Origin of the sequence: Rhodococcus sp. DMU1 (assembly GCF_012272955.1) — a bacterium.
Lineage (GTDB): Bacteria > Actinomycetota > Actinomycetes > Mycobacteriales > Mycobacteriaceae > Rhodococcus > Rhodococcus aetherivorans.
The window spans coordinates 4676382-4692550 of record NZ_CP050952.1; the positions used below are offsets into that span (position 1 = coordinate 4676382).

The following is a 16169-nucleotide window of genomic DNA, read 5'->3' on the forward strand; positions in this document are numbered from 1 at the left end:
TTCCCTGTACTTACTCGTTGTCCGCACCGGAGGCCGGCTTTTCCGCCGGTGCGGCGCCCGCGTCCGTCACGGTCACCATCGCGTGCCGCAGGATCCGCTCACCGAGCCGGTATCCCTTGCGCAGCACCGTGTCGAGCACCGGGTTCGCGCCGTCGCCCTCCATGTGCACGGCCTCGTGGATCTCCGGGTCGAAGGCGTCGCCCTCGTCGCCGAAGGGCTGGAGCCCCAGGCCCGACAGGACGCCGTTCAGCTTGTCCGCCACCGACTTCAGCGGCCCCTGCTCGAGGTCGCCGTGGGCGCGGGCCCGGTCGAGGTCGTCCACGACGTCGAGCAGCTGGGTGACCACCGAGGCCTTGGCCGCCTCGGTCGTGACCACCCGCTCGCGCTCCACGCGACGCCGGTAGTTGGCGTACTCCGCGGTGAGGCGCTGCAGGTCCGCCGTGCGCTCGGCCAGCTGAGCCGACTCGGGCGACGGTTCGGCCGCGAGCGCGGCCTCCTCGTGTTCTCCCGCAGCCGGAGCCTCGGTGTCCGCACCGCCGACGGGCTGCGACCCGGTCTCCGGGTCGCGAACCTCGAAGGTGTCGGGGTCGATCCGACGCTTGTCGGTGACGGTCACCGGCTCCTGCTCGGGCTTCTCCGCCGTCACTTCTTCTCCGAGTCGGTCGGCTCGTCGACGACCTCGGCGTCGACGACGTTGTCCGAGCCGGCAGCCGCGCCGTCACCGGCGGCAGCACCCGCGTCGGCGGCCTGCGACTCGTACAGGGACTGGCCGAGGGCCTGCGACTCCGTCGCGAGCTTCTCGACGGCGGTCTTCACCGCGGCGATGTCCGTGCCGGCGAGGGCGTCCTTGGTCTCCTTGATCGCGGCCTCGACCTTGCTCTTGGCGTCGGCGGCGACCTTGTCCCCGTTCTCCTGGAGGAACTTCTCGGTCTGGTGCACGAGCGACTCGGCCTGGTTGCGGACCTCGGCCTCCTCGCGACGCTTGCGGTCCTCCTCGGCGTGCGCCTCGGCGTCCTTGATCATCCGGTCGATCTCCTCCTTGGAGAGGCCGGAGCCCTCCTGGATCTTGATCGTGTTCTCCTTGCCGGTGCCCTTGTCCTTCGCGGTGACGTGCACGATGCCGTTGGCGTCGATGTCGAAGGTCACCTCGATCTGCGGGACGCCGCGCGGAGCCGGGGCGATGCCACCGAGCTCGAACGAGCCGAGCAGCTTGTTGTGCGCCGCGATCTCACGCTCACCCTGGAAGACCTGGATCTGCACCGACGGCTGGTTGTCGTCAGCCGTGGTGAAGGTCTCGGAGCGCTTCGTCGGGATGGTGGTGTTGCGCTCGATGAGCTTGGTCATCACGCCACCCTTGGTCTCGATGCCGAGGGACAGCGGGGTGACGTCGAGCAGCAGCACGTCCTTGACCTCGCCCTTGAGGACGCCGGCCTGCAGGGCGGCGCCGACGGCGACGACCTCGTCCGGGTTCACGCCCTTGTTGGGCTCACGGCCACCGGTCAGCTCGCGCACCAGGTCGGTCACGGCGGGCATGCGGGTCGAGCCGCCGACCAGGACGACGTGGTCGATGTCCTTGACGGAGATGCCGGCGTCCTTGATGACCTGCTGGAACGGCGCGCGGGTGCGGTCGAGCAGATCCGAGGTGATCTTCTGGAACTCGCTGCGCGAGAGCTGCTCGTCGAGGAACAGCGGGTTCTTGTCCGCGTCGACCGTGATGTACGGCAGGTTGATGGACGTCGACTGCGAGCTCGACAGCTCGATCTTCGCCTTCTCCGCGGCCTCGCGCAGACGCTGCAGGGCCATCTTGTCCTTGGTCAGGTCGACGCCGTGCTGTGCCTTGAACTTCTCGACCAGCCAGTCGACGACGCGCTGATCCCAGTCGTCGCCACCGAGGTGGTTGTCGCCGGAGGTCGCGCGGACCTCGACGACGCCGTCGCCGATCTCGAGCAGGGACACGTCGAAGGTGCCGCCACCGAGGTCGAAGACCAGGATGGTCTGTTCCTTCTCGCCCTTGTCCAGGCCGTAGGCCAGCGCCGCGGCAGTCGGCTCGTTGACGATGCGCAGCACGTTCAGGCCGGCGATCTGCCCGGCCTCCTTGGTGGCCTGCCGCTGTGCGTCCTCGAAGTAGGCGGGGACGGTGATGACGGCGTCGGTGATCTCCTCACCGAGGTAGGCCTCCGCGTCCCGCTTCAGCTTCATGAGCGTGCGCGCGCTGATCTCCTGCGAGGTGTACTTCTTGCCGTCGATCTCCACGGTCCAGTCGGTGCCGATGTGACGCTTGACCGAGCGGATGGTGCGGTCGACGTTGGTGACCGCCTGGTTCTTGGCGGGCTGGCCGACCAGCACCTCGCCGTTCTTGGCGAAGGCGACGACCGACGGGGTGGTGCGCGATCCCTCGGAGTTGGCGACCACTACGGGCTCGCCGCCCTCCAGAACGGAAACGACGGAGTTGGTGGTTCCGAGGTCGATACCGACCGCACGAGCCATAGTGTTTCTCCATTCTTCGCTGCGGCACACCGGTGTGCCGCATAGGTGTCCTTGCACAACCTGAGCCGGATCGGCTCAGCTGAGCGCAGTCGACTCAAGCTTGCACCCGCCCGGAATCCCGAGTCAAGTCAAAGTTGAGCCTGTGACGCTCAAGTTGTCTGCTTCCTCCAACGGCAGACCGCCCCGCGGTGTTCCCTTTGTGACTCGGATCACAAGAATTGCGGGAGGCTACGATCCCGGGGTGAGCACGCGCCCGCAGCCACCCCGCCCGGAGTTCTCCGTCACCCCGCTGCACCCCACCGCCTCCCCCGCACCGCCCGTCGGCGCCGCGGTCTCGGCCTGGGTCCTGTCGTTCGTCGTCTTCGCCGGACTGCTCGGCGCCGTCCTCCTCGACCGCGAACCCGTCCGGGACGCCCTCGAGCACTCGCTGCGCAGCGCCAACCCCGGCACCACCGCCGAGAGCATCGCCGACACCGTCGCCCTCACCCTCGCCGGTTTCGCCGCCGCCGGCCTGCTCCTCGTCCTGCTCGCCGTCGTCTTCCTCGAACTCCTGCGCCGCGGCCACCCCCGGGCACCCCTCGCGCTCGCCGTCGTCTCCGCCGCCACCGTCGTCACGGCCGTCGCCGCCCGCAGCGTCCTCGCCGACGCCGGCGACGCCACCGCCGGCGTCCTGCTGTGGGCTCCCCTGCTCTGGGCCGGGCTCACCGTCGTCGGCGCCGTCGCGGCCCGGCGTCGCTGACGCCGGAGCCAGCCACACAGCTGTCGGACATCGACCACCGTCGCAACCGCTGTCGATGTCCGGGAGTTGTGTCTACCGTCGGGCACGTTCGGCAGCCCGAGCCAGCCGCTCCAGCACGACGTCGAACCGGAACAGTTCGGCCCACGTCCAGCGCACCACTTCGAGACCCAGCTCCCGGATCGCATCCTCCCGCAGCTTCTCCCGCCGTACTACGTCGGCGGCCACACCCGGTGCCCCGCTTCCGTACTTGCCCATGCCGTCGAACTCGCCGACGATGCCGGGGTCCTCCCAGAAGAAGTCGACCCGGGCGACGAAAAGGCCCGCGGGCGTGCGCAGCTCGTGCTGCAGTTCCGGCGGGCGGGTACCTGCCTCACGCATCCGCAGGCGGCTGAGCGACTCGCCAGGGCTCTCGCTACGCCCGTCGAGGAGACCGGCGATCCGGCGCGCCGCGGCGATTCCCGCCCTGCTCCCGGCCGCGTCGAGCGCGGCCCGGAGGTCGAGTGCCGGGTGCATACGCATCGCCGAATCCCCGATCACCACCGCCTGCTCGGGCGGCAGGGTACGTGCGAGGTCGACGACGGTCCGGGCTGCGGAGGTGACGGGCACACCGTCGACGATCTCGACGTCATCGACGGCCAACAGTGCCGCGTGCGAGTGCAGATGCGTGGTGCGACGCGCACCCGTGGGACGGTTGTGCGTGAGGTGGACCCGGGAAAGGTCGGCGTCCCAGACGTCGAACCCGTGGACGATCGCCGCCGAAACATGGCTGATCGCGGCTCTCGATCCGAGCGCACACCGGACGGCGCGAATCCGGGCACGGTGCAGCTCGGTCGCGTCGAGCGTTTCAAGGACGGTGCGGGAAAGGTAGGCACCGGGAGCGATGCGCTGGAGTTCGCCCGTGCGCAGCGCCTGGCGAAGTTCTGCCTCCGTGGTCCCGGAGGCGAGGGCGGCGGAGCGGAGGATCGGATCGACCATGGCGTCGAGTCTGAGATCGATCCGGCCCGGTCGAGGCGACACGGAACCCGCAACCGCGAATCTGTGGATGAGTGCTCCGACTGTGGACAAATGTGTCCACATGCGTCTCGGACTTCGACAACCGTCGCGACCGTTGTCGAAGTCCGAGACCTGTCAGCCTGCGACGTCGGCGAGGATGCCTTCCCCGCTGCGCGCCGCCACGCTGCACGCGTTCGCGGTGAACCGGTCGAGCAGGGGATGCTCGGCGCGGGCACGCCAGGTGCGGACGGCGGCGACGCCGGCGGCGTGGATCTCCGCGGCGGTCGCGTCCGGCCCGAGACCCAGCCGCTGGGCAGGGCCGATACCGAAACCGCCGATCAGCCGCTGCAGTTCGAGCAGGTCGTTCTCGCTCAGCGCGACCCGGGTCGAGCGCAGGCGGCCGAGCAGGCGCAGCTCGGTGAAGCCGTGGACGTCGGCGAGCAGCCGCTGCACCGAGGCGAGCAGCGGGCCGTCGCGGTGGGCGCGCAGGACCCGTTCGAGCGACATCAGCGCCGAATGCGCCTTGAGCTGATCGGCGCGCTGGCCGAACTGCACGTCGATCACCTGACGCAGTTCGTCGAGCCCGCTGCGCGCCACCAGTTCCGCGGCCAGCGTCGGCGAGTCCCGTACCCCGAGATGGATCAGCGTGACGGCCATGCGGATCCCGAACAGGCCGAACCGGTCGACCAGGTGCGCCCGCGTCCCCGGATCGACAGGCAGCGCGATGTCGGGGCGCGCGAACCGATCCGCCGACAGCATCGCCACCTGAAGATCCTGCGACGGCACCTGCGCGAGCGCCTCGAACGCGGCGAACTCGCTCTGCCGCAACGTCCGCGCGCCCAGCGCGAGCAGCCCCGCGACCGGCACGACGGCCTGGCACAGTCCGGTGCGCTCGAGCTCGCCCGCGAACCGGGCCGCGACCTCCTTGGCGGACATCATCGCGTCCATGCGGCCGGCGCCGACCTCGTCGGCGCGGGAGACCACGCCGATCACGCCGAGCGGACCGGACTCGCCGCCCACGTGCTGGCCGATCCGGCCGAGGAACTGCACGTCGGCGGCACCGAGGGTGCGCATCAGGTAGACGACGGCGTCGGCGCCGGACGCTTCGTCGTCGGGGGTCAGCAGCTCGAACGTCCGGGCCGAGACGTCCTGTGACAGCGACGACGTGCCCGGAGTGTCGATGATCGTGGTCTGGGCGAGCGCACTGGCGGGCCACTCGACGTCGATGCGGTCCACCCGGTCCGCGGTCAGCTCGCCGAGGTCGAAGGTGAGCCGGCCGTCGCGGCGCTGCACCGGCACCGGGAGGATCCGGTCGCCGTCGTAGCGGGCGGTGACCGAGGGGGTCGAGCCGCTGCGGTACCACGTGACGACGCGCGTGCACTCGGTGGCGTCGGTGGGGGCGATGTCCTGCCCGACCAGGGCGTTGAGCAGCGTCGACTTGCCGGCCTTGAGAGAGCCGGCGAGCGCGACGCGCAGCGGCTGCTCGAGCCGCGCCGCACACAGCGCGAGCTGCTCGGCGGCGCGCGGGTCGCCGCCGTACCGGGCACGCGCGTGGGCGACGAGCTCGCGGGCCTGCTCGACGCTCACGCGCCGGCCCCGGCCAGCTGCGCGGCCCGCTCGCGGAGGGTCGTCAGCGCACGCACGTGCGTCTCGAGTTCGGCGATGCGGCGCTGCCGCTGCGCCTCCTCGACCGTCGCGGCCTCCTGCGCGGCGCGCAGCGACTCGGACAGCGACCGCAGCGTCTGCTCGGCCAGCTCGGTGAAGTGGTCGCGCAGCTGGCGCTGGATCAGCCGGAGCCGGTCCTTCGACTCCTTGCCCACCTGGAAGCCGACGTCGTCGGTGAACTTGCGGACGGCGACCTTGGCGTCGGCGCGGCGCTTGGCGATGCGCGCCTGCTTGTCGTCGCGATAGGCCTTGGTGCCGAGCACAACTCCCGCCCCGACGGAGATCGGGTTGACCAGCGCCATTCCCATGAGCGTGGTGATGAGCCCGAACATGAGCACGCCGCCGTAGGAGCCCTTCATTCCCACGAGCATCTTCTGGCCGACGCCGATGCGGCCCGACTCGAGGTCCGAGAGCCGGGAGACGGGCTCGAGCAGCCCCTCGAGGTCGCCGAGGCGCAGATCCGGCAGGTCCACCGCACCGCTGTCGGCGAAGTGCCGGGCGACGACCTCCGCGAGCCACACCGAACGTTCGTGGGCCCACACGAAGTTGTCGCCCACGGATTCGGCGACCTGCTCGCCCAGCCATTCCCCGATCCGCGGCCATTCCTCACCGGGGTCGCATTCGTCGACGGTGGCCTCCGCCTCGCGGGTGACCCGGCGCAGCCGGTCCCGCAGGTCGTGGTCGATGTCGGCGGCGAGGTCGGCGATGCCGTCGGCCAGGGTCTGCTGCCACTGGGCGGCCCGGGTGCGCAGCGCCTCCGCGGCGGTCTTGGCGCGCTGCAGTTCTGCGACGGCCGCCGCACCGGTCTCGGGGTCGCGCAGCGCCGCGAGCTCGCTGCCCAGGCCGAGCGCGACGTGTTCGACGACCGACTTCACGTCCAGCGCGACGGACCGCCGGGCGGCGTCGGCGCCGCGCGCGACGACCCGCTCACGGAGGAACCCGTACACCGATTCGAAGCCCGACTCCTCGTGCAGCGACGCGTCGTCGAGGCGCAGGGCGTGACTGCGCAGCAGCGACGAGACGGGCAGCAGGGGCACGTCGAGGCCGGCGCGCTGCAGGTGCCCGCGGTCGGCGGCGACGATCTCGCGCCAGTGCGGGTACAGGTCCGTCTTGGTGATCAGCACCGCTGCGGCCGGGCACAGCTGCAGCACCTGCCGCAGGAAGCTCAGCTCCGGCTCGGTGAACTCCTGGCTGGCGTCGGAGACGACGAACACCGCGTCGGCCGCCGGAAGCAGACCCAATGTTGCTGCGGCGTGCGGGTTTCCGTGCCCGCCGACACCGGGGGTGTCGACGAGGACGAGACCGTCGGCGAGCAGCGGGCTCGGCACGTTCACCTCGAGCCGCAGCACTTCCCGGCCGCCCGCGCGCGGCGTGCCGGGCGTGACGTGCTGCAACTCGTCGATGGGCAGGTCCACCCGGACGGGATCGCGGCCGGGCTCGGCGAGCACGAGTTCGGCGAAGGTGCGGTCGGCGTTCTGCACGACGGTGGGCACCGCGGTGGTCTCGTCGTCGCCGACCGAGCACACCTCGAGGTTGAGGAGCGAGTTCACGAACTGGCTCTTGCCCTGTTTGAGCTGGCCGACGACGACGACCCGCAGCCGGGGGTCGACGACGCGAGTGCGCGCCGCCTCGAGCCTGGCGGCGAGGTCACCGCGCTCGGCGGCGCGGATGTGTTCGGCGGCCGCGTCGATCAGTTCGACGAGGGCCGCGCGGCGAGCGGCGGCATCTGCGGACGACGTGTGCATGGTGATCGCTTCGACTCGCCTTCTGTCGGAGTGCGGGCTGCACCGAGATTATGTCCTCCGCGACGAACGCCGGCCCCGCGTGGTGCACGCGGGGCCGGCGCCGGGTCCGTGCGGTGGGTCAGCCGAGGAAGGTGTCGAAGTCGGAATCGGTGCCGACACCGGCGCCGGCGTCGATCCCGCCGTGCAGATCGGCGTCGGCACCGGTGTCGGCGGAACCGAACAGGCCACCGGTGCCGCCCGCGCTGCCGAAGACGTCGCCGGCGTCGATGGACGACCACGCGTCCGTCGTGCCGTCGAGGGCTCCCGAGAGCTGGCCACCGAGCTGCGAGGTGCCCTCGGCCGCGCCGCCGAGGCCCGTACCGAGCGCACCGCCGGCGTCCGTGGCTCCCTCGAGCCCGCCCGTGACGGCGCCGCCGACCTGCGACGCGCCGCCCGCGGCGCCGTCGAGGCCGCCGCTCAGGCTGCCGCCCAGGTCGGTCGCGCTGCCCAGGCCGCCCGCCAGGCCACCGGTCAGCTCGCCGCCGAGGTCCGCGGCACCCTCCAGGCCACCGGTCAGGCCGCCGCCGAGGTCCGCCCCGAGATCCGCGGCGCTCCCGAGCCCGCCGGTCAATCCACCGGCCAGGTCCCCGCCCAGGTCCGCTGCCCCGTCGAGCTCGCCCGACAGTCCACCGGCCAGCCCGCCACCCAGGTCCGCTGCCCCGTCGAGCCCGCCGGTCAATCCACCGGCCAGGTCCCCGCCCAGGTCCGCTGCCCCGTCGAGCCCGCCCGTCAACCCACCGCTCAGGCCGCTGCCGAGTCCGGCGCCGAGGTCAGCGACGGTATCCAGTCCCCCGGACACGTCGCCGGTGAGGCCGCCGACCGCCTCGCCGCCGCCGGCGAGCTGCCCGCCGAGGTCGAGCGCGCCGTCGAGGGCGTAGCCGAGCTGGCCGGTCAGGTCCGCGTCGGCGCCGAGACCGCCGCCGAGGGTGGTGGCCAGCTGGGAGCTCAGGTCCACGGTGGAGTCGAGCGTTCCGCCGAGGCCGGCCTCGAACACCCCACCCAGCGCGGAACCGAGGTTCGCGCCGGCTTCCCCGCCGACGGAGAACGCGGAGCCGAGCACCGCGGAGAGGGTGCCGTCGGCGCTCGATTCGACGGTCGTCGACAGGTCGAGCGCGACGTTGAGGGCGTTGCCGAGCTCCAGGGTCGCGGAGTTCTCGAGACCGAGCGCGCCGCCGAGGAGGCCGCCGACCGCGGTGCCGAGGTCCACGCCGCCGGAGGCGTCGCCGCCGAGGAGGGCGCCGAGGTCGATGCCGCCGACCAGCCCGCCGTCGGCACTGCCCTCGAGTACGGCGCCGAGGGTGCCACCGAGATCACCGGCGACGGAGCCGCCCGCCTCGAGCAGCGCGGACAGGGAGGCTCCGAGTCCCGCGGTCACGCCGGTGAGGGCGTCGAGGCCACCGCCGAGGTCCAGGCCACCGGCGAGCCCGGTACCGACCTCGAGCACGGATTCGAGGGCGCCGCCGAGCTGTCCGGCGAGGTCGGTGCCCAGGCCCAGCGTGCCGCCGAGGGTCGCGCCGACGGCCGTCGCGAGGTCCGCGCCACCGGCGAGGGCCGCCTCGACCGCGGTGGAGAAGCCGCCGCCCGCGGCGAGCGCGGTGTCGAGCAGACCGCCCAGGGCCCCACCGAGCTGGCCGCCGAGCTCACCGCCGACGCCGAAGGCGGCCTCGAGCGCACCCGACAGGTCCAGGGCGGTCCCGGCCGTCGCGCCGAGCGCCGCGTCGAGCGCTGCACCGAGGTCCGCGACGACGCCGGTCGCGGCGTCGAGCCCGAGGCCGCCGGCGAGGGCGCCGGAGAGCGCCGCGCCCAGGTCCAGGTCGCCCGCCAGGTCGAGCGCGCCGGAACCGATGCCGCCGAGCGCGCCACCCGCGCCGAGGGCCGCTCCGAACGCCGCACCGAGCGCGGCACCGAGATCGCCGCCGAGTTCCAGGGCCGCGCCCAGCGTGCCGGCGAGATCGGCGGCCAGCTCGGCCGCGAAGTCGGTGTCGAGGCCGAGACCGCCGCCGAGGCCACCGCCGACGGCACCCGCCAGGCCGAGCCCCGCGCCGCCGGCGAGACCGAGGCCCGCGCCGCCGGCCAGGCCACCGGTGAGACCACCGGCCGCACCGGCACCGATCGCGCCGGCCGCACCCGCCGCCCCACCGAGCGCCGCGGTCAGCTCGGCGGCCGTCCCCGCGAACAGTCCGCTGTCGGCGACCAGGGGCGCGACGGCGACGATGTCGGCGTGGCACACGTCGGCGAGACCGGCCTGGGCCAGGGCGGCGTCGGGGTTCGCGCAGTAGCGGGCGAGGGCCTCTTCGTCGCGCAGCAGGCTGAGGATGAAGTCGAGCACAGCGTTGGTGGACATCGCATCTCCTGAGGTCGGTGTTCTGCGATTCACGCTACGAACGGCCCGTCCCCCGCCCAAGGGGGCGGAGTCCCCCATCGGTCCGGGGCCCGTACGGGGGCGGGGGTTAGGGGATCGGGACGGATAGGGGGATCGCCCCCGCGCCGGGGCCGAAGGTCTCGAATCGGGCTAACGACATCGTGTCCGATTACGACATCCAACGCGACACGGCGGATCCGTCCGCCCCGACCAGGGGAGCGAAACGACATGGCAACAGGACTCGGAGTCACGATCGGTTCGGCGGACTCGGTGGCGGCCACCGCGTTCGATCGCGCCGACACGTACCGCCCGGTCGTCCTGTCCCGCGCCAGCGAGCTGCACCTTCCCGCCGACGACGCGCCGCACCTCGGTCGTCGTCCGGCCGCGCCGGGTTCGCTGGTGTTCACCGACTTCGTGAGCCGGGTCGGGGATCCGGTGGGGGTGCTCGCCGACAACGGGGCGTCGTACTCCGGGGAGGACCTCACCGCCACGGCGATCGGCTGCCTGGTGCACGAGGCGTCGCGTGACCTGCCGGAGGCGCCCACGATCACGGTGGCGCATCCGGCGCCGTGGGCCGGCTACACCGTCGATGCGTTGCGCGATGCGCTGTCGCGGGCCGGTCTGCCCGACGTGACGCTGATGCCCGAACCCGTCGCCGCGGTGCGCTGGCTCGACGCCGCCCAGGGCCCCCTCGGCGACGGCGTGGTCGTCGTCTACGACCTCGGCGCCCGCACTCTCGACGTCTCGGTGCTGCGCACCGGCGCCGAGCCGGTGCTCCTCGGCCGCCCGATCGGCAGCGAGGACGTGTGCGGCGGTCACCTCGACCACCTGGTCACCACCCATCTGCTGGACACCGTGCGCGACGACGTCCCCGACTTCGATCCGTTCGCCGCCCCCATGACGGCGGCGCTGGCCGAGCTGCGTGCCCGCGCGACGGCCGCGAAGGAACAGCTGTCGACCGACACCGAGACGGTCGTCGCGATCGACCTGCCCGGCGTGCGGCGGGACGTGCGTCTCGTCCGCGACGAGTTCGAGGAACTCGCCCGCGGCCCGCTGCAGGCGTCGATCGCGCTGGTGCACGAGGCGCTGCGCGGCGCCGGGGTCGAGCCGTCCGACGTGGGGCGGGTGCTGCTCACCGGTGGCGGCGGCGCGATCCCCCTGGTCGCCGAGCTGATCTCGGCGGAGCTGGGCATTCCGGTGGTCGCCGGCCCGCGGCCCGCCCACACCGCCGCCCTCGGGGCGGCCCAGCCGCCGGTGAGCTCCGCGGCCGCGGCGACCGTCACCCCGCCGGCGGACGACGATGTGCCCACCACCGCGCTGCCCGTGACGACCCTGCACGACCGGCCGACCGAGACGGTCTCGCCGGTTCGCCCGGCGATCGTCCCGGCCCCCGCCGCCGCGGCGGCGGCGCCGGCGCCTTCCCGTTCGCGGCGCTACGTGCTCGCCGTGGTCGCGGCCGCTGCGCTCGTCGTGCTCGGCGCGGGTGGTCTCGCGATGGGCACGCTCGGCACCTCCGACGCCTCGGAGACCGGTGCGGGCGTCGCCACCTCCGAGACCGTCCCGGGCGCGACCCCGGCCTCGGCGGGGGGCCCGGCGACGACCGCGACCACCGGGGCCGGCACGAGCGGCACCACCCCGGGTGCGGCACCGGGCACCCAGGCCGCGGCCACGGCGGCGACACCCGGGGCGCCGGGCGCCGTCGCCCCCGCCGGGAGCATTCCCGCCGGCACCCCCGCGCCCGGAGCGGCGCCGGGAGCGCCGGCCCCCGGTACCCCCGCGCCCGGCACCCCCGCCCCCGGCACCGTCGCCCCGGCACCCACGACCACGGTCGTCCCCGCCCCCGCGCCGGCTCCCGCTCCCGCCCCGGCGCCCGCGCCGTCCCCGAACTACGGCTCGCAGGTCGGTGACGCGCTCGGCGGCGCCGGTCAGGGTGCCGGCGCGGTCCTCGACGGCACCGGCAACGCGGTCGGCGGCGTCGTCGACGGGGTCGGTGGTGCCGTCGGTGGCGTCGTCGACGGTGTCGGCGGACTCCTCGGCAACTGACCGATGCCGCAGCCCACCCCCCTGCCGCGCGACGTCGCGCACGCCGTCGCCGCGACCCCGCCGCGGCTGCTGCTCACCGGTCCCGCCGGCAGCGGCAAGTCCGCATTGCTGTCCTCGGTGCGGCAGACGCTCGCCGGCCGGGGCCTCACCGTCGGAACCGATCCGCGTTCCCCCGCGCCGGCGGCGCTGGTGGTCGACGACGCGCACACCCTGCCCGCCGAATCGGTCCTCGCGCTCGCCGAGCAGGTGCGGCGCGGCGAGCGGCCGGTGGTCGTCGCGACGGAGCCGCGGCCGCACCGCAGCGATCTGCGGGCGCTGCTGTCCGCGTTCGGCGCGCACTCGGCGCTCGTCGAACTGCACCCCCTCAGCCCGCGCGAAATTGCCGGTCGCGCAGCAACTCTCGGTCTCACCCCGCGCCCGGAACCGATCCGCGCGGTGCACCGGCTGACCGGCGGCGCCCGCGACGTCGTCGACGCGGCCCTCGCGGCGTTGCGCGACGGCACCGATCCCCGGCGGGCCGCCGCGGCCCGCGTTCGCGACCGCCTCGGCGGCGGCGACCCCGACCTGCCCCGGGTCCTGGTCCTCGCCGGCCTCGGCGGCACCCTCGACCCGCTCGAGGTCGCCACCGTCCTCGGCGTCGACGCGGACCGCGCCCGCGAGCTCGTCGACGCCGCGCGGGCCAGCGGCCTGCTCACCGTCGACGGCGACGTCCCGATCCCCGCGGCCGCCGCGGTGCCCGCCGCCGTCCTCGGGACCCACGCCGTCCGCACGCTGGCGCACCGGCTGGCGGCGCTGCGCCTCGACGCGGGGCTGCTGACCGCGGACGCCGCCCGGGCTCTCGCCGAGGCCGGGGTGGCCGACGCCCGCCTCGCCGCCCTTCTCGTGACGCTCGCCGACGCGGCCGAGCCCGCGCAGGCCCGCACGCTGTACGACGCGGCGATCCGTGCCGGCGCCGACGCCGATGCGCTGGACGTGCGCCGCGCCGAGGCCGCCGGGCTCGCCGGCGACCTCGCCACCGCCGGACAGCTCACCGACCGTCTGCTCGACCGGGCCGGTGCACTGCCCGCCGGCGAGCTGGCCGCCGCCACCCGCATCGCCGCAACCGTCGCCGCGCGCCGCGGCATGCTGGGGCGCAGCGCGGATCTGTACGAGTGGCTCGGCCCCGAACGGGCCGGCGCCGACGCGCCCATCGCCGCGACGGTGCAGCTCGCCGCGGGCCGCCCGGGCACCGCCGCCCGGTTCGGCACAGAGGCCGCGGCGCCGACGTCGTCCGCGGCGGCCGCGCAGCTGCTGGCCGCGGGCCTGCGCGAGTCCGTCGGCGGCGACGGGCGCGTCGCGATGAACACCCTCACGCGGGCCCTGTCGGTGCACGGGGCGGCCGACCGGACGCGGCTGCTGCCCGACACCCCGGAGGCGATCACCGCGCTGCTGTGCCTGCACTCCGGCGAACTCGCCCACGCCGGCGCCGTGCTCGGCCGCGCCACCGCGGCGCCGTCCGTGCGGCACCGCCTGCTCGCGGCGTGGACGGCGCTGATCGGCGGCGACCTGCCGGCCGCGACGGCCGCCGCCGACGAGCTCGCCCCCCACGCCACCGAGCAGCGGGACCTGCTGTTCCTGCACGGGCTGCGGGTGGGCCTGGCCCGCCGAGGCGGCGACGTCGGCGCGCTGACCGCCGCCTGGACCGCGGCGCAGGGCGTGGTGGCCGAGTACTCGGTGGACCTGCTGAGCCTGCTGCCGCTCGGCGAGTTGTGGCTCGCCGCGGTCCGGCTCGGCGAGGCCGACCGCATCGCCCACCTGGTCGGTCAGGCCCAGGATCTCCTGACGACCCTCGACGAACCGCCGCTGTGGGGCGCGACGCTGCACTGGTACGGGGTGCAGGCGGCCATCGCCGCGGACCGGCCCGCGGAGCTGCTGCCGCACGCCCGGGCCCTCGGGGCGGCGGCGGAGACCACCGCCTACGCGGCCGCCCTGGCCCGGGCCGGGCAGGCCTGGCTGCGGGTGCTGCAGGGCGATGCCGACCCCGCGCGCGTGCAGGCGGCCGCGGAATCGCTCGCCGCGATCGGCCTGCCGTGGGACGGGGCGCGGTTGGCCGGCGAGGCCGCGCTGCGCGTCGACGACACGGCGACGGCGACGGCATTGCTCCAGGTCGCACGGGCCGTGCGGCACCCGTCGGCCGCGCCGCGCACCGCCGCGCCCACGCCCGCGGCCGACGCGCCGGCGGCGCCGAGTCCCCTGTCGGACCGGGAGGCGGAGGTCGCCGACCTCGTCGTCGCCGGCCTGACCTACCGCGAAGTAGGGTCGCGCCTGTACATTTCCGCGAAGACTGTCGAGCATCACGTCGCGCGCATCCGGCGGCGGCTCGGCGCCGGCTCGCGATCGGAGCTCATCTCGATGCTCCGTGCGCTCGGCCACGGCGCCGAGGTTCGGCAACCGGCAACCAGTGGGAACGGGGGGATTTCTGCATGTCCGTAGGCGTGGGCCTGAGAGTCGGCACCATCGTGTCCGCCGTGGCCGTCACCTCCGCCGAGGGCATCCGTCCCGACCCCGAGCCGGTCGAACGCCTCACCCGTCTGCACCTGCACTCCGACGGCACGGCAACGCTCGGCGTCCGTGACCCCGGCGCCGCCGACGAGTGCAGCTCCTTCTCCGGCTTCGTCGACCGAGTGGGCGAACCGGCCGGGGTGCGCGCCGAGGACGGCGTCCTCTCCCGCGCGGAGGACCTCGTCGCGACCGCGATGGAATGCCTGCTCGCCGACGCCGCACCCCTGGTCGGCGACGCCCCGGCGACCGTCGCCGCCGCACATCCCACCGCATGGTCGCCGGCGACCGTGGCGGTGCTGCGCAACGCTCTCGACTACGTCGGGCTGCGGCACGTCACCCTGATCTCCGACGCCGAGGCCGTCGCGGCCTGGTTCGAGGCCCGGGTCGCACAGCAGAGCGGCCGGCTCGTCGCCGTCTATCACCTCGACGCCGGCGGATCGACGGTGACGCTCGTGCGGTCCGGTGTCGCCGCGGGCCGCTCGTTCCGTTACCCCGAGGGGGACGCCCCGTCGGTACCCGCGCAGCTGTCGGCCGCGCTCGGCGCGTTCGGCTGGCTCGTCAGCAACCTCGACGCCGTCGTGATCAGCACCGAGGAGCCGGTGGACCCGTCGGCGGCGCAACTCGTCGCGCAGACAGTGAAGGCCGGTATGGGCGTGCGGTGCGTGCTGCCGCCGCAGCCGCAGCACGCGGTGGTGCGGGGCGCGGCGCTCGCCGCCGCGGCCGGTTCCGCGGACATGCTCGGCGCCACCCGGATCATGCCGGCGGTCCGCACCGGCGCCGCGGCGCGCACCCAGCTCGACCCCGTCGCCCCCGTCGAGCCGCCCGTCGCGGCCACGGCCCCCGTCGCGGCGGCCGGCACTGTCACAGCGGCCGGCATTGTCGCAGCGGCCGGCACTGTCGCAGCGGCCGGCACTGTCGCAGCGGCCGGCACCGAGGCGGACGCGGTGCCCGGGGGCCCGGACCGGGCCCCGCACAACCGGCTGGTCGTCGGCGGCGCCGTCGCGGCGGCCGTCGCGCTGCTCGTCGGGATGGGCGCCCTGGTGTTCTCGCTGCGGGACACCCCCGCGGACACACCCGTGCGGGAGGCGGGCGCCGCCTACGAGTCGCTGTCGAGCGCGGTGCAGGTGCCCCCGAGCACCGGCACCGGAACCGCCACCACCACCACGACCGCCCCGGACGCGGCGCCGGCCACCGTCGACTCCGGGCTCGTGGCGCTCACCCCCGCCCCCGGCACCGCCGCCGAGGCCGCGCCGCCGACCACGTCGGTCCGGGCCACGATGTCCCGGCCGGCCCCGTCCACCACCACGCGGTCGACCACGGTCGCACCGACCACGAGCGAGGCCACCCGCGAACGGGACCGGCCCGCCCGGACGACGACCCCCACGACCGTCGCGCCGACCGGGACGTCAACGTCGACGCCCCCCGAAACCACGGAACCGGACCCAACGGACACGACCGGTTCCGAGGCGGCAGGGTGACCCTCCCCGTCCCGTACGCTGTCACACGGTTGTGTCCGCTTCCGCGGCACGACCGCGCACGAAACCCGTCAACCCAT

The 16169-nt window shown here is 74.5% G+C and carries 10 protein-coding genes; 4 read left to right on the top strand and 6 right to left on the bottom strand.

Annotation, left to right across the window (positions count from 1 at the left end):
- Positions 1 to 10: 10 nt before the first annotated feature.
- Positions 11 to 646 carry a nucleotide exchange factor GrpE gene (grpE, locus tag HFP48_RS21365; RefSeq protein ID WP_168579989.1) on the bottom strand — a complete coding sequence of 212 codons (636 nt, stop codon included), beginning with the start codon at positions 644 to 646 and terminating at the stop codon, positions 11 to 13.
- Positions 643 to 2487, bottom strand: a complete 1845-nt coding sequence (dnaK, locus tag HFP48_RS21370) for a molecular chaperone DnaK (protein ID WP_006945114.1) — start codon at positions 2485 to 2487, stop codon at positions 643 to 645. The genes grpE and dnaK overlap by 4 nt, the downstream gene beginning before the upstream one ends.
- Before the next feature lie 241 nt (positions 2488 to 2728).
- Here dnaK and HFP48_RS21375 point away from each other — a divergent pair, with 241 nt between their 5' ends.
- Positions 2729 to 3226, top strand: coding sequence for a hypothetical protein (locus HFP48_RS21375; protein ID WP_168579990.1), 498 nt, complete (start codon positions 2729 to 2731; stop codon positions 3224 to 3226).
- A gap of 72 nt (positions 3227 to 3298) precedes the next feature.
- On the opposite strand, the gene HFP48_RS21380 is transcribed toward HFP48_RS21375, so the two are convergent.
- The 4 genes from HFP48_RS21380 to HFP48_RS21395 form a co-directional block, all read right to left on the bottom strand.
- Positions 3299 to 4201, bottom strand: coding sequence for a hypothetical protein (locus tag HFP48_RS21380; protein ID WP_168579991.1), 903 nt, complete (start codon positions 4199 to 4201; stop codon positions 3299 to 3301).
- A gap of 153 nt (positions 4202 to 4354) precedes the next feature.
- Positions 4355 to 5806: a dynamin family protein gene (locus HFP48_RS21385; RefSeq protein WP_006945111.1), complete on the bottom strand. Its 1452-nt coding sequence runs from the start codon at positions 5804 to 5806 to the stop codon at positions 4355 to 4357.
- Positions 5803 to 7629, bottom strand: a complete 1827-nt coding sequence (locus HFP48_RS21390; RefSeq protein WP_029545575.1) for a dynamin family protein — start codon at positions 7627 to 7629, stop codon at positions 5803 to 5805. The genes HFP48_RS21385 and HFP48_RS21390 overlap by 4 nt, the downstream gene beginning before the upstream one ends.
- 118 nt (positions 7630 to 7747) lie before the next feature.
- Entirely contained in the window at positions 7748 to 10012 is a 2265-nt protein-coding gene (locus HFP48_RS21395; RefSeq protein ID WP_168579992.1) for an IniB N-terminal domain-containing protein, read from the bottom strand.
- Between the two features lie 246 nt (positions 10013 to 10258).
- On the opposite strand from HFP48_RS21395, the gene HFP48_RS21400 reads away from it, so the two are divergent.
- Genes HFP48_RS21400 through HFP48_RS21410 form a run of 3 tightly spaced genes read left to right on the top strand, consistent with a single transcriptional unit; the run spans position 10259 to position 16092 of the window.
- A complete protein-coding gene (locus tag HFP48_RS21400) occupies positions 10259 to 12073 on the top strand; it encodes an Hsp70 family protein (protein WP_168579993.1) in 1815 nt (604 codons plus the stop codon).
- Positions 12074 to 12076: 3 nt separating this feature from the next.
- Complete coding sequence (locus HFP48_RS21405; RefSeq protein ID WP_168579994.1) at positions 12077 to 14545, top strand: LuxR C-terminal-related transcriptional regulator; 2469 nt, start codon at positions 12077 to 12079, stop codon at positions 14543 to 14545.
- Positions 14536 to 16092, top strand: a complete 1557-nt coding sequence (locus tag HFP48_RS21410) for a hypothetical protein (RefSeq protein ID WP_168579995.1) — start codon at positions 14536 to 14538, stop codon at positions 16090 to 16092. The genes HFP48_RS21405 and HFP48_RS21410 overlap by 10 nt, the downstream gene beginning before the upstream one ends.
- The last annotated feature ends 77 nt before the right edge of the window (positions 16093 to 16169 follow it).